This window comes from Providencia sp. PROV_01, from assembly GCF_053098325.1.
Genome location: NZ_JBRFKD010000002.1, coordinates 647,397 through 667,499 on the forward strand (window position 1 = coordinate 647,397; position 20,103 = coordinate 667,499).

Below are 20,103 nucleotides of genomic sequence, written 5' to 3' on the forward strand. Positions count from 1 at the left end.
CGTTTGCGCGTAAAAAATATTGATCAATGTTAAATAAGGCTGTCACATTTTTATATCTTTTAACTTGTATTTATAACAGTTTTTTTTTCTAATCCTATAACCTGCTTTTGGCGTTTTAAGGAAGAAATTAACGTCTTACTAGTTTTTGATAATTTTAACAACAGACGAGGTACGTGAATGTATCATCTCGATGTCTACGGTACACTGGTAGCAGCTACCTTAGTATTATTGCTTGGGCGTAAACTGGTCAAATCAGTCCCTTTTCTTGAAAAATATACAATCCCTGAACCCGTTGCGGGTGGGTTGTTAGTTGCTTTTAGTCTTTTATTGCTTAAACAATTATTTGACTGGAGCCTTTCTTTTGACTTATCACTGCAAGAACCTATGATGCTGGCATTTTTTGCCACAATTGGTCTTAATGCCAACCTTGCAAGCTTGAAGGCTGGCGGTAAGGCATTGTTTATCTTCATTTTTGTAGTTGTCGGTTTATTACTTGTCCAAAATACAGTAGGGATTGCTCTTGCTGAATTATTGGGATTAGACCCTCTCATGGGGCTGTTAGCTGGCTCAATTACCTTATCCGGTGGTCATGGAACTGGTGCGGCATGGGGGAAAATTTTCACTGAAAATTATGGTTTCCAAAGTGCAACAGAAGTTGCAATGGCTTGTGCTACATTTGGGTTAGTTCTTGGTGGTTTAATCGGTGGACCTGTTGCACGTTTTCTAACGCGTAATATCCCAACGCCTGGAACGGCTGAAGATGATAAAGACGTTCCAACTGCATTTGAAAAGCCACAATCCGGCCGCATGATCACTTCAATGGTTTTAATTGAAACTATTGCATTGATCGCTATTTGCCTATTGGTGGGGAGCTTTATTGCAGGTCAGCTCGCTGACACGGTGTTCGCGTTACCTAAATTTGTGTGTGTATTATTTGTTGGGGTGATTTTAAGTAACAGCCTTTCTATCCTTGGCTTCTATCGCGTGTTTGACCGCGCAGTTTCTGTTATGGGGAACGTCAGCCTATCGTTATTCTTAGCGATGGCTTTGATGAGCTTGAAGTTATGGGAATTGGCGTCATTAGCAATTCCAATGATTGTCATTCTTGCAGTACAAGCCTGTGTGATGGCGGGATACGCTATTTTTGTCACTTTCCGTGTGATGGGCAAGAACTATGATGCTGCTATTTTAGCCGCTGGTCACTGTGGCTTTGGTCTTGGGGCTACACCAACAGCAATTGCGAATATGCAAGCAGTAACGGATAGGTTGGGTCCATCCCATCTTGCGTTCCTTGTGGTACCAATGGTTGGGGCTTTCTTTATTGATATTGTTAATGCGATAGTCATTAAATTGTATTTAATGTTGCCAATATTCCCAACGATTGCTGGGTAGTTTTTATTTAATAATAAATCAAGTAAAGCAGGTATTGCCGTGAAAATATTCACGGCAATTTTCATTTTAAGGAACGGATAAAAAGAAGATATAAGATTTAAGCGTGACTGTATTGTTCTCGCTCAGGTAACCAACGCTCAATAAGCTGTTGCGCATTCTCGGGGTAATTTTGTTGAATATGGCGTGCAAGGCGTTGCACTTCTGGCAACATATATTGGTCACGTAATAAATCAGCAACTTTAAATTCTGCATTTCCTGTTTGCCTAGTACCCAATAATTCCCCAGGCCCACGAATTTCGAGATCTTTTTGTGCGATAACAAAGCCGTCATTGCTGTCTCGCAACACTTGTAGTCTTTGTTTCGCGGTATGGGTTAGCGGGGTTTTGTACAGTAATACGCAGTGAGATGCGATAGCTCCTCGGCCGACTCGCCCTCTTAGTTGGTGCAACTGAGCTAAGCCAAGGCGCTCAGGGTTATCTATAATCATTAAACTTGCATTAGGGACATCAACGCCGACTTCAATGACCGTTGTAGCGACAAGCAGCTGAATTTCATTTCTTTTAAAGGCTGCCATAATACTTTGTTTTTCAGCAGGTTTCATCCGACCATGAACTAACCCTACTTTCAATTCAGGTAATGCCAGTGTGAGCTCTTCGCAGGTCACTTGAGCCGCTTGTGCTTCTAATAATTCCGAGTCTTCAATGAGCGTACAGACCCAATAGGCTTGGCGGCCTTCTTCAATACAGGCTTGACGAACGCGTTCAATAATATCGTTACGGCGAGTGTCTGGTATGGCGACAGTGGTGACAGGCGTTCGACCTGGAGGAAGTTCATCGATAACGGAGGTATCTAGGTCTGCATAAGCTGTCATCGCCAATGTACGTGGGATTGGCGTAGCGGTCATGATCAATTGATGAGGGTGATACCCTTGTTGTTCACCTTTTTCACGCAGAGCGAGCCTCTGATGAACGCCAAAGCGATGTTGCTCATCAATTATAACAAGCCCCAGAGCTTTAAAGCTCACTTGCTCTTGGAAAATAGCGTGTGTTCCCACTATCATCGCAACTTCTCCATTTGCGATAGCATCTTGCTGTGCCTGACGTGCCTTACCCTTTTGTTTACCTGCGAGCCAACCGACTTTAATGTCTAAAGGTTCTAACCATTGTTTGAACGTATTGGCATGTTGCTCTGCAAGAATTTCGGTAGGAGCCATCAAAGCCACTTGTTTGCCATTCTCGATGGCACAAACGGCTGCTAAGGCTGCAACGAGAGTTTTCCCTGATCCCACATCCCCTTGAATCAAGCGCATCATAGGGGCGTCTTTAGCGAGGTCTGCTTCAATTTCGCCAACAACACGGTTTTGTGCATTTGTTGGTGAAAACGGTAATTGCGCGAGTAACTGAGATTTTAACTGACCACTTGTCACTAAAGGTTCAGCATATAGGCGTTCGTTGCCTGCACGGATGGCTAGCATGCTGAGATGGTGAGCGAGTAGCTCTTCGAGGATTAACCGTTTTTGAGCTGGGTGGTGTCCTTTTTCAAGTTCACTCAAAGCAACATTCGGGGGAGGGTTGTGTAATAAGCGAATGGCATCTGGTAAGCTTATCATGCCCCGGCTAAGTTCTTCCGGTAATAACTCCTTTATGTTCCCACTATCGAGTAATCCCAGCGCTTGCTCCATGACTTTACGTAAAGTCACTTGGCGAACACCTTCAGTGGTTGGATAAACGGGTGTTAAGTTCTCTTGCAAGCTGATATTGCTAGTATCTTGCGAAACTTTATATTCAGGGTGAATGATTTCTGGCCCTGTATTTCCTCTGCGAACCTCCCCATAGGCAGTGACCTGTTTTCCTTCCGCTAAGTTATTTTTCATTGCCGCTGAAAAATTAAAAAAACGTAAAGTGAGGTTGCCTGTGCCATCGGAAATTAAGCAGGTCATCATTCTTTTGCGGCCAAATACGACTTTAGTTTGCAGTATTTCACCAGTAATCGTTGCAGTCGTGCCGGGTAGGAGATCTTTTATTTGATATAGACGGGTGTGGTCTTCATAGCGCAAAGGAAAATGGAGAAGAAGGTCTTGAACGGTGTTCAAACCGATTTTACGCATTTTTTCTGACTGGCTTGCTCCAATTCCGTGCAATGAAGTCAGTGAAATGGTATCAAGTAGCCCATTATTCATATTATTTCCTTTTATTTAACCAAACTGCTGTCTTTTCATTTTTTCGGTTAATTGCATTTGCGCCCACCACGTGTCATCAGCTTCAATTTGCCCTTGGTTATTGATAAATGGGCGAGGAAGTCCCTTACGTTTAGCAACTTCAGCCAGTACAGGATAACCGCCTTCAAATAACCAGGTTTGTTGCTCATCAGGTGAGAGTAGACAATGTTCACGCTCGTACATACCCGCTTGCTGCCGTTGCCTTTGGGCTTCATATAAAATCAACGCAGAAGCGACGGAAACATTCAAAGATTGCACCATGCCAGCCATTGGAATGATAATGTGTTTATCAGCCAATGCGAGGGCTTGTTGTGAAATCCCGGTTTTCTCTTGTCCCATCATAATACAAGTTGGCAAAGTATAATCAATTTCACGAAAATCAACGGCATGTTCCGACAAGTTAGTTGCCAAAACCTGCATGTTTTGTGATTTTATTTGGGAAATTGCTTCTTCGGTGGATGTGTGTGAAATAATTTTAACCCAGCTATTACTCCCTGCAGCAGAAGAAACGGACAGTTTGACTTGTTGGTCAGGCCAAATAGCATGAATTTGATGGATCCCTACGGCATCGGCACTGCGTACAATGGCAGAAACATTATGCGGTTTATGAATTTCTTCGAGGCAGAGAGTTAGGTCGGGCTGCCGCATCGCCATCATTTGGCAAATGCGGCGATAGCGGCGTTCATTCATAGTTATTAATTAGGTATGGTCGTTAATTACGGTTTCGGCTAACACGTAGAACGTCAGGCATAATACGGATTTTCCGCATTACGTTTGCCAATTGAACACGGTTTTTAGTCGTAAGGCGAATAAAGGCACAATATACACGGCCATCTTTTTCTTCTGTATTCATACTCTGAATACTTGAATTGGCATCATTAATAGCGGCAGTTAAATTCGCTAAAGCACCTTGATGGTTAATCATATCGACTTTAATTTCAGCAATGAAATCAGTATCTGTGTCGTTATCCCACTCTACGGCCATAAATTTATCGGGTTCTTTTTGGTAACCACGGATGTTACGGCAAGACTCATGATGGATAACCAGACCTTTTCCAGGGCTAATATGCGCAACAATTGGGTCACCGGGAATTGGACGGCAACATTTTGCGAAAGTAATAAGAACGCCATCAGCTCCTTTAATGGATAGTTTATTGCGGCTTTCGACAACGGCCTGTTCTTCCGGTGTATTTTGTGGGTTGTTTTGTAAATTACGTGCAACAACCACACTCATGGCATTACCCAACCCAATTTCAGCAAGCAAATCATCGATAGAATGCAACTTCATACGGGCTAATTCTGCATCAATATTGGCTTGAGGGATATCAGTGAGTTTATTTCCTGCCCCTAGGGCATGGTTGAGTAAACGACGACCTAAATTAATAGAGTCTTCACGTTTTAAGTTTTTCAATAACTGGCGAATTTTAGCTCGTGCTTTTGAGCTGACAACAAAATTGAGCCATGCCGCATTTGGACGTGCGCCAGGTGCGGTAATAATTTCGACAGTTTGGCCGCTAGTCAGGGATTGCGAAAGCGGGTAAGGCTGGCGATCAACTCGTGCGCCCACGCAAGCATGACCAATATCTGTGTGCACCGCGTAGGCAAAGTCAACAGGTGTGGCACCAGTAGGTAACTCCACAATGCGGCCTTCAGGGGTGAAAACGTAGATTTCATCTGGAAATAGATCCGATTTAACGCTTTCAATAAATTCAAATGAGCTACCTGCACTTTGTTGTAACTCAAGTAGGCTTTGCATCCAACGTTGAGCTCTAACTTGTGCAGTAGTACCTTGTTCTCCCTGCTCTTTATAGGCCCAATGCGCAGCAACGCCCATCTCAGCCATTTGGTCCATGTCTTCTGTGCGAATTTGCACTTCGACAGGCACACCATGTGGCCCAATGAGAGAGGTATGTAGCGATTGATAGCCGTTGGCTTTAGGGATGGCAATATAGTCTTTGATACGCCCCGGGCGCGGTTTGTATAAGCTATGCATTTGACCCAAAACGCGGTAGCAAGTATCCACATCTTTCACAATTACCCTAAAAGCATAGATATCCATAATGGAATGGAAGCGTTGCTCTTTTTGGTGCATTTTGCGATAGATGGAATAAAGGTGTTTTTCTCTGCCACTTACGCGACAAGGAACACCTGCCTCGGTTAGCCTACCGTCAATTTCCGAAAGAATTTTTTGGATCATCTCTTTTCGGTTACCGCGAGCAGCCTTGACGACTTCCTTAATAACACGATAACGGTTGGGATATAACGCTTCAAAACCAAGCTCTTCAAGCTCTGTTTTAATGTGGTGTATACCTAGCCTGTGGGCTAACGGGCTATATATTTCAAGGGTTTCACGTGCAATGCGTCGACGCTTATCGGGCCTAAGTGACCCTAACGTGCGCATGTTGTGAGTGCGGTCTGCCAGTTTTATCAAAATGACACGGATATCTTTTACCATTGCCATGATCATTTTGCGGAAGTTTTCTGCTTGAGCTTCTTTTTTGTCGCGAAAGTTGAGCTTGTCTAGTTTGGATACACCTTCAACGAGACCGGCGACGGTGGTACCAAACAATTCTTCTATATCTTGAAATGTCGCTGGAGTATCTTCAATCACATCATGAAGTAGCGCTGCCATAAGTGTTTCATGGTCCAAACGCATCTCAGCAAGAATACAAGCAACAGCAACTGGGTGAGTAATATAGGGCTCACCACTCGAACGGGTCTGTCCTTCATGGGCATCCCGTGCAACAACATAGGCTTTTCTTAGTAATTCAACTTGTTCTTTAGGAAGATACTTTTGAATGACTAAATTAAGGCTTTCAAACAGATACAAGGCAGACCCACCTTAGTGATTAGCGACGACCTTCAGCGATTGCAGAAACTGCTTGCATTTCAGCCGCTTCTTGCTCTTGCTGTTCTTGGCGTTCACGCACATCTAAAATGTGACCGTTGATTAAACCTTCTTCTACTTCACGTAATGCGATAACAGTATATTTATCATTTTCTTCAGGAACTAAAGGGTCTTTTCCACCCGTTTGTAACTGACGAGCTCTACGTGCCGCAACCAATACGAGGTCAAAACGGTTACCAATTTTCTCTACTGCGTCTTGAACAGTTACGCGTGCCATAAGTGTGCTACTCCAAAGAAATAAAAAAATGACCTGATATGATACTGAAACTATGCTCAGTCTGCTAGTAATTTGCTGATTAAAGCATCATGTCGCTGAACTTGACGCTCTAACTTTAAACGCTCAGTACGGATGATAGATTGTAAATCGCTCAGCGCGGTATTGAAATCATCATTAACAATAAGGTAATCATACTCGTTGAAATGTTCAATTTCACCTACTGCTTGTGACATACGTTTTTCAATAACGTCATCGCTGTCTTGTCCGCGCCCTCTTAGGCGACGATAAAGTTCATCTTTTGATGGTGGGAGAATAAAAATGCTGCGTGCTTCAGGCATTGTAGCCCTAATTTGCTGCGCTCCCTGCCAATCGATATCAAGAAAAACATCAACACCGCTGTTTAATACATCTTCAATGATGGGTTTTGACGTCCCATAATAATTCCCAAAAACGCATGCATGTTCTAGGAATTCACCTTTGTCGACCATTTGTAAAAAATCAGTTTCAGATACAAAAAAATAGTGCTCGCCGTGAACTTCTCCTGGTCGTGCAGCTCGAGTTGTATGAGAAACGGAAACCTGAGTGTCATACAGTGGTTGTGTTTTTAATAAAGCCTGAATCAGACTTGATTTCCCTGCACCACTAGGGGCAGAAACAATATATAACGTGCCTTGTATCATGATGATTTCTTGAATAGTCGAGGATTAAACATAAAAGATGGCGATAAACCCGACATAGTATACACGGACTTGCATCAACATGCAGCGATATCAATAAATCATGAATTTTAATTAAATGAATTTGATTAGTAACTAAATTGTGAACAGACTCGAGAAATTAACTTATTACTCATGAAAGCAACATTCGTTTTGCGAAGCTTTTTACAAATAATTCATTTTACGGAGGCAGAGTAAGGGAAGTTGTTTCATGCTTAGCGAATGAGGGCAAAATACTTTAAAGGAATGGCATCCCAATGGATTAGTAATAACTGGGATTAGTAATAACTGGGAATAGTTATAACAAGGAATAGTTATGATTTATATTTTGTATGGTTATTGGTTAGCGTCAGCTTATAGGTTAGGTGGGTTAATCGTTGGGGTAATGGTATGTATTAATATTGCCCAAGCATCGCTGCAAGGTGCTATTAATGAACAGTGTGCAGAACAAAATAGTAAAATAATAAGGCAGGAGAGTTATCGGCTAGGTAAACAATTACAGCAGTGGAACCAAACTTACCGTTTGGCTGGTAGCAGTTCCATTAGTGACGAAGCTTATGATCAGCTCTTTAATTTGTGGCGTTCTTTACAGCGATGCCAGCAACTCCCTGAAGTGTTACCAGACGTACAACTACCTGAAAAATCAAAGTTAGCTACACACCCTATTCCTCATACAGGGTTGAAGAAACTCAATGAATTAGAGGTTTATAACTGGATAAAAACACGTAAAAATATTTGGTTGCAACCTAAAGTTGATGGTGTAGCGGTAACGTTGGTTTATAAGAATGGGAAGCTTGTTTCTATGATTAGCCGAGGAAATAGCATTGAAGGAATAGAGTGGCGAGCAAAAGCAGACTTTATTCCTGCGATACCTAAACAAATTAAATATTCAGGGATGTTAGTCCTTCAAGGTGAACTATTTTGGCGTATGAATGGGCATATTCAAGCTAAAAGTGGGGGAGTAAACGCTCGTAATAAAATTGCGGGGTGGTTAATGCGAAAAAATACCCCAACCGTTCCCGAAGAAAATATTGGTATTTTTATTTGGGCATGGCCTGCGGGAGATGCTAATCCAAAAACACAGTTAACACTACTTTCTGAGATAGGTTTTCCGTTAGCTGAGCAATATAGCCATAAAGTTGAAAATAAAACCCAAGCTAAGCAACTGAGGGAATACTATTATCAAGGTCAACTACCATTTGCTACTGATGGTGTAGTACTTAAAAATTTTCCAGCGCCAGCGGCATCAGCTTGGCAATCAAAACAAAATAGTTGGGCAATTGCCTGGAAATATCCATTACGTAGTGTGTTATCAGAGGTCACTAAACTCAAATTTAATATAGGTAGAACAGGAAGGGTTAGTGTCGTTACCGAGATAACCCCCATCAATATTGACTCAAAAACTATTTCAAAGGTAAATGCTGGCTCGTTATCATCATGGGAAAAACGAGATTTAATTGTTGGAGATAAAATACTTGTCTCTCTTTCAGGGCTTGGAAGTCCAAAGATTGAAGAAGTTGTTTGGCGGCGAGAGAAGCGCGAATATCCAAATGTATCAACATTCAAGCAATTTCATGCACTCAGTTGCCTGGCTTATACGGAGTCTTGCTCACAGCAATTTGTCGCAAGGTTAACATGGCTAGGTAAACAACTCAGTATTCGAGGCATAAATGAAGCTACATGGCGCCAGTGGGCTGAGAGGCATAATCTTACTCAACTAACAACTTGGTTGTCAGAACAATGGCAAAACGATTTACCTAAAGGTAAAAAGCACCAAATGTTAGTAAAGCAACTGAAAATGGCAAAGGCTCAACCTATTTCGCTGTGGTTAAAAGGCCTAGCGATTCCACTACCTAAATTACAAATAGAAAGGGTGAATGATATAGGTATGCTGTATGACTCTTCATGGGTTAACAGTATAAATTTGACTGAGCTGCAAAAGAAAAAATTAGCTAAATGGTTAGCGGAACCGGAAATTCAATCTATTTTGCGAATTTTGTCAGATATGCAAGCTACTCAGCCATCAATAGCAAACGATTAATGGCTGAAACAGTGAGGCTAATCTTGATTTTCGTAATTAAAGATAGGTAAACCAAGACGATAACGAATGGCTATTAGCCTTGCACTTAAGCCAACAACGAGTGTGATAATTACCACAATATCTTTAGGTAGAGGGGTTTGTAATAGTCCGATATAGATCCAAGCGGCGGCGAAAGAGACACCAGCATAGACCTCTTTTTGGAAAACTAAAGGGATTGTGTTGCACAGCATGTCTCTTAGCACGCCACCAAAAACACCTGTAATCACTGCTGCGATGGCAGCGATGATCGGGCTATAGTTCATATCGAGGGCTATTTGGGCACCGAGTATAGAAAATACAATGAGCCCGATAGCATCTAATATGAGGAATAATCGGCGTAAATGTTTCATCATAGGCGCTATCCAAATTGTCACAATAGCGGCGCCTGCAACAGTCAGGATATACTCAGGGTGTTCCACCCAACCTAAGGGGTAATGGCCAAGTAAGATATCACGGACGGAACCACCACCGATTGCCGTCGCAGATGCAATAATGATGACGCCAAAGACATCCATTTTTCGCCTGCCAGCTGCAAGTGCTCCAGTCATGGCTTCTGCGGTGATACCAATAATATAAAGTACACTTAATAACATGGTAGTTTTGTTCAAGACTAAGGTTATTGCTAAAGGGTAATATTACTTGTGAAACTTCTCGACTGAGATTTTCTAGTATTGACTAAACTAGATTAGTTAAAATAATCCGATAGCGATATTAAATGATGTCAAAGGATAACAGATTGAATAATAAATTGCCCTATAAAGAAACACGTTTAACATACGATGAGCGAAGCCATCAACTAACGAACATTAATGTTTGGACTCCAGATAGCGAATGGTTAGCTTATGATATACGACCAAACGGTAGTTCTTTTACTGGTTTATCTATAGAAAAAATTCATGTAAAAACATTACAGACCGTTGAAATTTATCACGCAAGCCATGGGGCTCACGTTGGGGTGGTAACGGTAAGTCCTCAACCACCAATTCAATATGCTTTTATCCATGGTCCTGAGCATCCAGATGAACAGTGGCAATATGACTTTCACCATCGAAGAGGGGTGTATGTCAAAGAAGAGCAATTAAACGTAGCTCACCCAATTGATGCAATGTGTATTACCCCTCCTTATTTAGTGGGTGCATTACGTGGAGGCACTCATGTCCATGTTTATAGTCCAGACGGAAAGTGGCTGAGTTTTACCTATAACGACCACGTAATGCATGAATTAGATGTGCAATTAGACCAACGAAATGTTGCAATTGCAGTGCCTATTGGGCCCGTTAATGTGAGCCCTAAAAAACATTTTCGAGAATATAATGGCGATTACTTTTGTTGTGTTGTGACGCGAACAACGCAACAACCTAAACCAAGCAGCGATGAAATAAGCCGTGCATATGAAGAGGGTTGGGTTGGCCAAAAAGGCTATCAAAAAGAGAATGGAAAGTGGCAGGAAAGAGCGCTGGTGTTTATTGGCGATACTCATTCTACAGATGGAGAAATTATTCCTGAGATCTACATTGTCGATCTGCCTTCACAGCCGGAGGATTACATGGTTGCGGGGGAATTACCTATCCAAGGAACAGAATCCAGTATGCCTTCTCCACCAAAAGGTATACAGCAAAGGCGCTTAACCTATACGTACAATAGAAAATTTCCTGGTTTATCAAAAACCCCTAGGCATTGGCTTAGAACTTCGCCAGATGGTAAATCGATCGCTTGTTTAATGAATGATGATAGCGGTAATGCTCAGTTATGGTTAGTTGATACGCTAACTGGAATACAAAGGCAAATAACGCATGGTTCTTCACCCATTCAGTCTGCTTTTAGCTGGGATAGTAAAGGTCAGAACATTTGCTTTATTCGTGACAATAGTGTCATGTATTGTCATGTCGAGACCGGAGCCATACAAAAATTAACGCAACGGACTGAGCTTGCCCCTGTTGTTGATGCAGTTGTATTTTCACCTAATGATGAGTTGATCGCATTTATGCGTGATATTGATGGATTTAGGCAAATTTATACAGTAGAAACCGGTTTAAATCGGTAAATGCAATAATTAGATTATTACAATTACGGGTACAAAAATTCTGGTTAACTTTTCTATTCGTAATTGTTTTGATTTGGCTCTAATTGGTATTTAGAACACTTAATTGCTAATTATTCATATGTTGAGTACAAAGAAACTTATAAATAAAATATTTAGTTAAAAATGGTTCTTATCAAAATAAGATAATAATTAAAGAAGTATTATATAAATGATTACTCAGATCTTAGATTAAAAATAATGTATTAGTAAATACATTTATTACACAGTAAAATTTTAATTACAAACGTTTGATTTAACCTAAATTATTTTTTAGTTTTATCTTTCTTTTCAAGTTCTTCTAGGCGTTTTTTTGGTGAACCAGCTTTATCATCATTACCCGATTTCGCGTAATCTAAAGGAATTAAAAGAGTATCCATAACAACAGAGAAAGGTAAATCAATAGCAAGCAAAGGCTTAACAACCCAGCCAGTTTCATCATCTTTAATCATTTTAATACTATTTTTCGAACCAGGGTAATAACCTTCTGATGGGCCTGCATGAGTCATAATACTCGAGCAACCACTCAAAATAAGCGGTGCGATAAGGAAACATAATCGTATTGAAATTAAACTCGGCATAGACGTTGTTAACCTGTATTTAGCTTGTTATTCCTAATATTGACTTATAATAACGAAAAACAAGAAATTCACAATAATAGTATCATATTATTATTTTATTTAACCGTATGTATTTTTTTAGTTAATAGTTTACTTGTATCTATTAACTAAAAATGTTTGTCTTCAGTATCTATTAGATGAATAATAAATAACGTTAAGAAATAAAGACATACTATTTTATATTTGTTATCAGTTTGAAAATTCTAAAAAAATAGATCATTTATTCATTCTGAACTGTGCTCTATGGCACATATTACCCTTATGCTATTTGGCATAATCGATTCAGTAGTATGTTTTATCACCTATTTAGGTGTGTTTAACGGGTAACTTGTCGTCAAAAGGATGCGGTCTATGAGTGAATTAGCTCTTACTGTAAGTTTGTTGGCGTTAGCTGCTGCTTTAGGGCTATGGATTGGTAATTGGAAGATCCGTAGTGTTGGGCTGGGAATTGGTGGTGTCCTATTTGGGGGGATCATCGTTGGGCATTTTGCTCAAAGTTACGGCTTACAACTGAATAAAGACATGCTGCATTTTATTCAAGAATTTGGCTTGATACTGTTTGTATACACGATTGGTATTCAGGTTGGACCTGGATTTTTCTCCTCTCTACGTGTTTCTGGTCTCAAACTAAATGGTTTCGCGTTGATGGTTGTTGTCTTAGGTGCGGTGGTAACAGCAATCATATATAAAGTCGCAAATATTCCATTGCCGATTATCTTAGGTATTTTTTCAGGGGCAGTAACGAATACGCCATCTTTAGGTGCTGGTCAGCAAATTTTAACTGACTTAGGCTCTGACCCTAATCTAATTGGCCAAATGGGAATGGGCTACGCCATGGCTTACCCTATGGGAATTTGTGGCATCTTACTGGTGATGTGGTTAGTACGCATCATCTTTAGAATTTCAGTAGAAAAAGAAGCTTCTGCATTTAATAATTCCTCTTTTCAACAGCGCGACTCTCTGCAGACTATGAATATTGCCATTCGTAACGCCAATCTTGATGGCTTAATTATGCAAGACATCCCACTACTTGGTAGCGAAGCGATTGTTTGTTCAAGATTAAAACGCGGAGATATGCTCGTTGTTCCTCAACCCACAACAGAAATACATTTAGGTGACTTATTGCACGTTGTTGGTTTAAAAGATGATTTAAATAAAGTTCGCTTAATATTAGGCGAAGAAGTTGATGCATCTCTGTCTACATCAAGCTCTATTTTACATTCCGTTCGTGTGGTTGTGACGAATGATGCTGTACTAAGTAAAAGGCTTAAGGACTTAAATTTAAAACAAAAATATGACGTTGTTGTGACACGATTAAACCGTACGGGTATTGATTTAGTTGCTAATAACAATTCAGTTTTACAATTTGGCGATATTTTAAATATTGTTGGTCGGCCTGAATCAATTGAAGCAGTCACCGCTTTATTAGGTAATGCAAAACAAAAACTACAGCAAGTTCAAATGTTACCTGTGTTCCTTGGAATCGGGCTAGGGGTTGTGCTGGGCTCAATACCCGTTTTTGTTCCTGGTTTCCCAGCAGCGTTGAAACTTGGACTAGCAGGAGGCCCACTAGTTGTTGCATTAATTCTTGGTCGTATAGGGACTATTGGGCGCTTATATTGGTTTATGCCTCCGAGTGCTAACCTTGCGTTAAGGGAGCTAGGGATTGTCATGTTCCTTGCAGTGGTAGGGCTCAATTCTGGTGGTGGCTTCATTGATACTTTAATTAAAGGTGATGGGTTGACTTGGATTGGCTATGGGTTATTGATTACGTTTGTACCGTTGTTTATTACAGGTGTAGTAGCTCGAATTTTTGGCAAAATGAACTATTTAAGCCTTTGTGGAGTGCTAGCGGGTTCCATGACAGACCCTCCTGCATTAGCATTCGCAAATAATATACATTCGACCAGCGGTGCTCCGGCATTATCTTATGCAACGGTTTATCCATTAGCGATGTTTTTAAGAATTATTTCACCTCAATTGCTGGCTATTTTATTTTGGGCTGTTTAGTACCCATATGATGATCAACCAAAATTTTATTGAAATTTTAAAAATTATAATTTTTTCAATGTGATAAGTGAGTTTCGATAATTGGAGTATAAGCGAGTAATGAAAGGTATCACGATATATAGGGGCAAAAAGTGCTTTTGTTCAAGCAATGACCAAATAGAAAAGATGTTCTAATAGTTTTGAATGATATTCGTATTGAAAAGTTAATTTGATTTCAATTACGGAGTTCTCGCTAATTTTTAGCCCTTTCTACATGAAAGGGCTTTTTTTTTACCTAACTATTGTAATAACAGGGTTAAAACCCTTGTTATTTCATAATCTAACAGGTTACTTCTTGATAAGCTTTTTCAAGCTCTTCAGCTAATATTTTGATCCCCTGTTCGATTTTTTCTGGCTCAGGGACATAGTTCATACGCATACATTGATGCGCATGTGGCCAATCCTGTTCAATACCAGGGAAGAAGTAATGTCCGGGAACCATCAATACACCACGTTTTTTTAAGCGTTGGTATAATTCTAAGCAATTAATTGGTAGGTCTTTAAACCATAACCAGAGGAAAATGGCACCTTCTGGCTTATGAATTAAACACTTATCTTCTGGGATATAGCGGCGAATAATTTCGATGGCTTCTTCTACACGCTGCTTATAAAAAGGACCAATTACATTCTTAGATAACGAGATAAGGTCATCTTTTTTAAGCATTTCTAAGGCAAGTGCAGGGCCTATGCCACCAGGGGCGAGGCTGATGATACCATTCATGTTACTAACAGCTTCAATGATTTCTTCGTTAGCGATGATAATGCCGCATCGAGTTCCAGGTAAACCAAGTTTAGATAAACTCATACAAAGAATGACATTTTCGTTCCAAAATGGCGTAGCTTCGCTGAAGATAATGCCAGGGAAAGGAACACCATAAGCATTATCTATTAATAGTGGGATATTATGTTGTTTAGCTAGTTGGTCTAAATGCTCAACTTCTTCATCAGTAATGACATTACCAGTCGGATTTGTTGGGCGAGACACACAAATCACACCAATATCATCAGTAACCTCTAATGTGTTGAAGTCTACTCGGTATTTAAATTGACCATTAGGTAAAAATTCAATTTGTGGCTTATTAGCAACGAATAAGCCATCATCAAGACCTGAGTCTGCATAACCGACATATTCAGGGGCAAGAGGAAATAGCACTTTACGGGTGATACCATCTTCAAAGCGACCGGCTAGCAAGTTAAATAGATAGAAAAAAGCACTCTGACTGCCGTTAGATAGGGCAATATTTTTCGCGCTAATATTCCAACCTAGTTTTGCTTTTAGCGTTGCTGCAAGCGCTTTCAACATGGCATCTTTACCTTGAGGACCATCATAATTACATAAAGTGTCCGTCAATTGGCCATTAGCGCATATCTCAGCTAATAGATCTTGAAAATACTTATCCATTTCAGGGATATGAGCAGGATTTCCTCCCCCTAACATAATGGAGCCAGGTGTTCTTATGCCTTCATTCAAGTCTTTCATTAATAATGAAATACCTGAATTTTGAGCAAATTTATTACCAAATTTAGAAAATATCATCGCATTTATTCACATATGTTTATTAGATTGTTAATGGAATTTAAAACATACTCCGCTGCATCTCAGAGTTCAACCACTCATTTCTATCTTTTTTTAAGTTAAAATATCAAATTAAATCTATTTAATGGTCTAAAATATCGTAATGTTAATGCTTTGGTAGTTTATTTTTCTTTTTACTCGATGAGTTATACCGATAAAAACTAATTTATTTAAATTGGCAACAATTCACTAAATGGTCATTTATCATGCCAGTTGCCTGCATAAAGGCATAACAAGTGATCGAACCGACAAATTTAAACCCACGTTTTTTGAGCGCCTTGGAAAGAAGCTTAGAAATTTCAGTTTCCGCAGGGACTTGCGATGGTTTTTCCCAACCATTGACAATGGGTTGACCATTTACAAATTGCCAAATAAAACTGGAAAAATCTTCACCATTTTCTTTCATGGTTAAATAGGCTTTTGCATTCGCAATAATCCCATTAATTTTTAATCGGTTACGGATGATGCGAGTATCTTGCATAAGTCGCTCAATATCGTCTTCATCCATTAATGCAATTTTTTCGGGATCGAAATGATGAAATAAATCACGATATCCTTGGCGTTTTTTTAAAATAGTGTACCAAGAGAGCCCGGCTTGTTGGCCTTCAAGACAGATCATTTCAAATAATGCTAAGTTGTCATAAGTGGGTTTACCCCATTCATGGTCGTGATAAGCGATATATTCAGGATCTTGATTGACCCACTGGCAGCGTGTCAGGGGAGTATCCATTTTTCATCCTTTTTACAGTTTCGATAACCTTGTTTCAAAAAACAAACCATTTATACTGTATAAATAACCAGCTTTAAAGGGGTGAAAGTATTTTTTTTTATTTTTAGAATAAATACAGGCATATTCAATGCTGTATATCTTGCGGTCAAAGGGTATACTGGCGTACTTTCATTAAATTTTACGTATCGCGTGCGGATCTAACATGCAAAAGTTTGATACCAAAACCTTCCAAGGTCTTATCCTGACATTACAGGACTACTGGGCGCGTCAAGGCTGTACCATTGTTCAACCATTGGACATGGAAGTCGGCGCAGGAACCTCTCACCCAATGACGTGTTTGCGTGCATTAGGCCCTGAGCCTATTGCTGCGGCTTATGTTCAACCATCTCGCCGACCAACTGATGGTCGCTATGGTGAGAACCCAAACCGTCTACAACATTATTATCAGTTTCAGGTGATCATCAAACCATCACCAGACAACATCCAAGAATTATATCTGGGTTCTTTAAAAGAATTAGGTGTTGACCCAACAGTTCACGACATTCGTTTTGTTGAAGATAACTGGGAAAACCCAACATTGGGCGCTTGGGGATTAGGCTGGGAAGTGTGGCTTAACGGGATGGAAGTGACTCAATTTACTTACTTCCAGCAGGTCGGTGGTCTTGAATGTAAACCCGTAACAGGTGAAATTACATACGGCCTAGAACGCTTAGCGATGTATATTCAAGGCGTGGACAGCGTGTATGACCTTGTCTGGTGTGATGGCCCATTGGGTAAAACCACTTATGGTGATATTTATCATCAAAACGAAGTAGAGCAGTCAACCTATAACTTCGAATACGCAAATGTTGATTTTCTTTTCAAATGTTTTGAAGAGTATGAAAAAGAAGCTCAACACTTGCTGGCTTTGGAAACACCACTTCCACTACCTGCATACGAACGTATCTTGAAAGCGGCTCACACTTTCAACCTACTAGATGCACGTAAAGCCATTTCTGTTACTGAACGCCAACGCTATATTTTACGTATTCGTACCCTAACTAAAGGGGTTGCCGAAGCGTATTATGCTTCTCGTGAAGCGCTTGGATTCCCTATGTGTCATAAGAACTAAGAGGCTGTCATGACTCAACAGACTTTCCTTGTGGAAATCGGCACCGAAGAGTTACCGCCGAAGGCTCTTCGTTCATTAGCTGAATCATTTGCTGCAAATTTTACGGCTGAACTTGATGGCGCTGATATTGCCCATGGTGCAGTAACGTGGTTTGCTGCCCCTCGTCGTTTAGCACTTAAAGTAGCTGATTTAGCGGCTTCACAGCCAGACCGTGAAGTTGAAAAACGCGGTCCTGCTATCTCTCAGGCATTTGGTCCGGATGGCCAACCAACTAAAGCTGCTGAAGGCTGGGCTCGTGGTTGTGGTATTACCGTTGACCAAGCTGAGCGTTTAACCACAGATAAAGGTGAATGGTTACTATACCGTGCCCAAATGAAAGGGCAGGCTGTCAGCGAATTATTGGTTGATATGACTAGCCGTGCGCTAGCAAAATTACCAATCCCTAAATTAATGCGCTGGGCAGATAAAGACACTCAATTCGTGCGCCCTGTTCATACGGTCACATTACTGTTAGGTAGTGATGTTATCGAGGGTGAAATTTTAGGTATTAAGAGCGGGCGCACAATTCGTGGTCACCGTTTTATGGGTGAAGCTGAATTTACTATTGATAACGCTGAACAATATCCAGCCATTTTACGTGAACGCGGTAAAGTCATGGCTGATTACGCAGAACGTAAAGCGGTTATTAAAGCGGATGCGGAAAAAGCGGCTCAGGCTCTTGGTGGCCAAGCTGACTTAACGGATAGCTTACTTGAAGAAGTGACTTCATTGGTTGAATGGCCGGTCGTTTTAACGGCTAAATTTGAAGAGAAATTCTTAGATGTTCCTTCCGAAGCGCTAGTTTACACCATGAAAGGGGACCAAAAATATTTCCCAGTTTATGATAAGGCTGGCAAGTTAATGCCTAACTTTATCTTTGTGGCAAATATTGAGTCTTCTGATCCTCAACAAATCATTTCAGGTAACGAAAAAGTTGTACGTCCGCGTTTAGCTGATGCCGAATTTTTCTTTAAAACTGACCGTAAACAACGTTTGGAAGATAACTTACCACGTTTAGAAACTGTATTGTTCCAAAAACAATTAGGTACGCTGCGTGATAAAACAGATCGTTTAGAAGCCCTAGCGGGCTGGATTGCGAGTAAAATTGGTGCAGATGTCAATCATGCAACACGAGCTGGCTTATTAGCCAAATGTGACTTAATGACTAACATGGTGTTTGAGTTTACAGACACTCAAGGTGTTATGGGAATGCACTACGCACGCCATGACGGTGAGTCAGAAGACGTTGCATTAGCTTTAAAAGAGCAGTATCAGCCACGTTTTTCAGGAGATGCACTTCCATCGACAGATGTGTCAGCTGCATTAGCATTGGCTGAAAAAATGGATACGCTTGCTGGTATTTTTGGTATCGGCCAACATCCTAAAGGTGATAAAGATCCATTCGCTCTGCGCCGTGCTGCACTAGGCGTCCTACGCATTATCGTTGAAAAAGGCTACCAGCTTGATCTCGTTGAAATGACAGAAGAAGCGGCTCGTTTATATGGCGATAAATTAACCAATGAAAATGTAGTTAATGACGTTGTAGAGTTTATGCTTGGTCGTTTCCGTTCTTGGTATCAAGAATTAGGCTATAGCATTGATACCATTCAAGCGGTATTAGCTCGTCGTCCAACACAACCTGCTGACTTTGATGCACGAGTGAAAGCAGTTACTCACTTCCGTTCATTAGAAGAAGCACAGGCACTTGCAGCGGCAAATAAACGTGTTTCCAATATTCTGAGTAAATCAGAAGAAAAACTGGCTGACAACGTTTTAGCATCTGTTTTAAAAACGCCTGAAGAAGTCAAGTTAGCGACTCATGTTGTGGTGCTACAAGATAAGCTTGCGCCAATGTTTGCAGAAAGAAATTATCAAGAGGCTTTAGTTGAATTAGCTTCTTTACGCGATATCGTGGATGAATTCTTTGCAAATGTTATGGTAATGGATGAAGACCAAGCGGTGCGTATTAACCGTTTGACGCTATTAAGCCAGTTACGTGAGTTGTTCTTGAAAGTAGCAGATATTTCTTTGCTGCAATAGGTTTTAAATTAGGTTTTTAGCTTATTGTTAACGCTATTTTTATAAATGCTAACCTGTTTGATAAATAAGCACTAAAATACTCTAGTGCTTATTTTTTACTTTAAATAAGGTGATTAGCTTATAAACCTTACCATTTTGGTGGTTTTATCAGCAAACGAACCGAATTGGCGAAAAATGGGTTGACGATCTCCGTTCTTGGCAGTATTATTCACACCGTTTTCGGCGAGTAGCGCAGCTTGGTAGCGCAACTGGTTTGGGACCAGTGGGTCGGAGGTTCGAATCCTCTCTCGCCGACCAAATTCTAAGACCCACCTCATTGAGGTGGGT

15 protein-coding genes and 1 tRNA gene are annotated in these 20,103 nt (G+C 40.6%); 7 read left to right on the top strand and 9 right to left on the bottom strand.

All coding sequences use genetic code 11. From position 1 onward, the window contains the following. Positions 1-177: 177 nt before the first annotated feature. On the top strand, positions 178-1,392 hold the full coding sequence (gltS, locus tag ACU696_RS03740; RefSeq protein ID WP_004266088.1) for a sodium/glutamate symporter: 1,215 nt from the start codon (positions 178-180) through the stop codon (positions 1,390-1,392). A gap of 97 nt (positions 1,393-1,489) precedes the next feature. Here the strand turns inward: gltS and recG are convergent, their stop codons facing one another. Genes recG through gmk form a run of 5 tightly spaced genes read right to left on the bottom strand, consistent with a single transcriptional unit; the run spans position 1,490 to position 7,415 of the window. Then, complete coding sequence (gene recG / locus ACU696_RS03745; protein WP_004266086.1) at positions 1,490-3,571, bottom strand: ATP-dependent DNA helicase RecG; 2,082 nt, start codon at positions 3,569-3,571, stop codon at positions 1,490-1,492. Positions 3,572-3,586: 15 nt separating this feature from the next. After that, the gene (trmH, locus tag ACU696_RS03750) at positions 3,587-4,300 is read right to left on the bottom strand and encodes a tRNA (guanosine(18)-2'-O)-methyltransferase TrmH (protein ID WP_109912877.1); all 714 of its coding nucleotides are present in this window, start codon (positions 4,298-4,300) and stop codon (positions 3,587-3,589) included. Between the two features lie 22 nt (positions 4,301-4,322). Then, the gene (spoT, locus tag ACU696_RS03755) at positions 4,323-6,440 is read right to left on the bottom strand and encodes a bifunctional GTP diphosphokinase/guanosine-3',5'-bis pyrophosphate 3'-pyrophosphohydrolase (RefSeq protein ID WP_004266083.1); all 2,118 of its coding nucleotides are present in this window, start codon (positions 6,438-6,440) and stop codon (positions 4,323-4,325) included. 19 nt (positions 6,441-6,459) lie between these two features. Further along, positions 6,460-6,735 (bottom strand): DNA-directed RNA polymerase subunit omega, encoded by a 276-nt coding sequence (gene rpoZ, locus ACU696_RS03760; protein WP_004262665.1) that lies wholly within the window; start codon positions 6,733-6,735, stop codon positions 6,460-6,462. 56 nt (positions 6,736-6,791) lie between these two features. Further along, positions 6,792-7,415, bottom strand: coding sequence for a guanylate kinase (gmk, locus tag ACU696_RS03765; RefSeq protein WP_004266082.1), 624 nt, complete (start codon positions 7,413-7,415; stop codon positions 6,792-6,794). 352 nt (positions 7,416-7,767) lie between these two features. On the opposite strand from gmk, the gene ligB reads away from it, so the two are divergent. Then, positions 7,768-9,492 carry an NAD-dependent DNA ligase LigB gene (gene ligB / locus ACU696_RS03770; protein ID WP_196723649.1) on the top strand — a complete coding sequence of 575 codons (1,725 nt, stop codon included), beginning with the start codon at positions 7,768-7,770 and terminating at the stop codon, positions 9,490-9,492. Positions 9,493-9,509: 17 nt separating this feature from the next. Here the strand turns inward: ligB and ACU696_RS03775 are convergent, their stop codons facing one another. Then, the gene (locus ACU696_RS03775; RefSeq protein ID WP_004266070.1) at positions 9,510-10,124 is read right to left on the bottom strand and encodes a trimeric intracellular cation channel family protein; all 615 of its coding nucleotides are present in this window, start codon (positions 10,122-10,124) and stop codon (positions 9,510-9,512) included. A gap of 122 nt (positions 10,125-10,246) precedes the next feature. Between ACU696_RS03775 and ACU696_RS03780 the strand changes: the two genes are divergently transcribed. Further along, positions 10,247-11,575 carry a DUF3748 domain-containing protein gene (locus ACU696_RS03780; RefSeq protein WP_196720009.1) on the top strand — a complete coding sequence of 443 codons (1,329 nt, stop codon included), beginning with the start codon at positions 10,247-10,249 and terminating at the stop codon, positions 11,573-11,575. Positions 11,576-11,877: 302 nt separating this feature from the next. On the opposite strand, the gene ACU696_RS03785 is transcribed toward ACU696_RS03780, so the two are convergent. Continuing rightward, the gene (locus tag ACU696_RS03785; RefSeq protein WP_109912881.1) at positions 11,878-12,192 is read right to left on the bottom strand and encodes a YceK/YidQ family lipoprotein; all 315 of its coding nucleotides are present in this window, start codon (positions 12,190-12,192) and stop codon (positions 11,878-11,880) included. A gap of 390 nt (positions 12,193-12,582) precedes the next feature. Between ACU696_RS03785 and ACU696_RS03790 the strand changes: the two genes are divergently transcribed. Then, positions 12,583-14,241 carry a putative transporter gene (locus tag ACU696_RS03790; RefSeq protein ID WP_109912882.1) on the top strand — a complete coding sequence of 553 codons (1,659 nt, stop codon included), beginning with the start codon at positions 12,583-12,585 and terminating at the stop codon, positions 14,239-14,241. A 319-nt stretch (positions 14,242-14,560) separates the two neighbouring features. On the opposite strand, the gene ACU696_RS03795 is transcribed toward ACU696_RS03790, so the two are convergent. Both ACU696_RS03795 and ACU696_RS03800 read right to left on the bottom strand, forming a co-directional pair. Continuing rightward, a complete protein-coding gene (locus ACU696_RS03795; protein WP_164528282.1) occupies positions 14,561-15,817 on the bottom strand; it encodes a valine--pyruvate transaminase in 1,257 nt (418 codons plus the stop codon). 205 nt (positions 15,818-16,022) lie between these two features. Then, positions 16,023-16,586: a DNA-3-methyladenine glycosylase I gene (locus ACU696_RS03800; protein WP_209102373.1), complete on the bottom strand. Its 564-nt coding sequence runs from the start codon at positions 16,584-16,586 to the stop codon at positions 16,023-16,025. 202 nt (positions 16,587-16,788) lie between these two features. On the opposite strand from ACU696_RS03800, the gene glyQ reads away from it, so the two are divergent. The 3 genes from glyQ to ACU696_RS03815 all read left to right on the top strand — a co-directional run bounded on the left by glyQ (position 16,789) and on the right by ACU696_RS03815 (position 20,073). Beyond that, entirely contained in the window at positions 16,789-17,697 is a 909-nt protein-coding gene (gene glyQ / locus ACU696_RS03805) for a glycine--tRNA ligase subunit alpha (RefSeq protein WP_004262647.1), read from the top strand. Positions 17,698-17,706: 9 nt separating this feature from the next. Then, on the top strand, positions 17,707-19,776 hold the full coding sequence (glyS, locus tag ACU696_RS03810; protein ID WP_109912886.1) for a glycine--tRNA ligase subunit beta: 2,070 nt from the start codon (positions 17,707-17,709) through the stop codon (positions 19,774-19,776). Between the two features lie 220 nt (positions 19,777-19,996). Continuing rightward, positions 19,997-20,073: transfer RNA gene (locus ACU696_RS03815), tRNA-Pro, on the top strand. Positions 20,074-20,103: the final 30 nt, after the last annotated feature.

Bases quoted from the DNA above. Each gene is read 5' to 3' on its own strand.
- gltS (WP_004266088.1), top strand. From the start codon at position 178: ATGTATCATCTCGATGTCTACGGTACACTGGTAGCAGCTACCTTAGTA.
- recG (WP_004266086.1), bottom strand. From the start codon at position 3,571: ATGAATAATGGGCTACTTGATACCATTTCACTGACTTCATTGCACGGA.
- trmH (WP_109912877.1), bottom strand. From the start codon at position 4,300: ATGAATGAACGCCGCTATCGCCGCATTTGCCAAATGATGGCGATGCGG.
- rpoZ (WP_004262665.1), bottom strand. From the start codon at position 6,735: ATGGCACGCGTAACTGTTCAAGACGCAGTAGAGAAAATTGGTAACCGT.
- gmk (WP_004266082.1), bottom strand. From the start codon at position 7,415: ATGATACAAGGCACGTTATATATTGTTTCTGCCCCTAGTGGTGCAGGG.
- ligB (WP_196723649.1), top strand. From the start codon at position 7,768: ATGATTTATATTTTGTATGGTTATTGGTTAGCGTCAGCTTATAGGTTA.
- ACU696_RS03775 (WP_004266070.1), bottom strand. From the start codon at position 10,124: ATGTTATTAAGTGTACTTTATATTATTGGTATCACCGCAGAAGCCATG.
- ACU696_RS03780 (WP_196720009.1), top strand. From the start codon at position 10,247: ATGATGTCAAAGGATAACAGATTGAATAATAAATTGCCCTATAAAGAA.
- ACU696_RS03785 (WP_109912881.1), bottom strand. From the start codon at position 12,192: ATGCCGAGTTTAATTTCAATACGATTATGTTTCCTTATCGCACCGCTT.
- ACU696_RS03790 (WP_109912882.1), top strand. From the start codon at position 12,583: ATGAGTGAATTAGCTCTTACTGTAAGTTTGTTGGCGTTAGCTGCTGCT.
- ACU696_RS03795 (WP_164528282.1), bottom strand. From the start codon at position 15,817: ATGATATTTTCTAAATTTGGTAATAAATTTGCTCAAAATTCAGGTATT.
- ACU696_RS03800 (WP_209102373.1), bottom strand. From the start codon at position 16,586: ATGGATACTCCCCTGACACGCTGCCAGTGGGTCAATCAAGATCCTGAA.
- glyQ (WP_004262647.1), top strand. From the start codon at position 16,789: ATGCAAAAGTTTGATACCAAAACCTTCCAAGGTCTTATCCTGACATTA.
- glyS (WP_109912886.1), top strand. From the start codon at position 17,707: ATGACTCAACAGACTTTCCTTGTGGAAATCGGCACCGAAGAGTTACCG.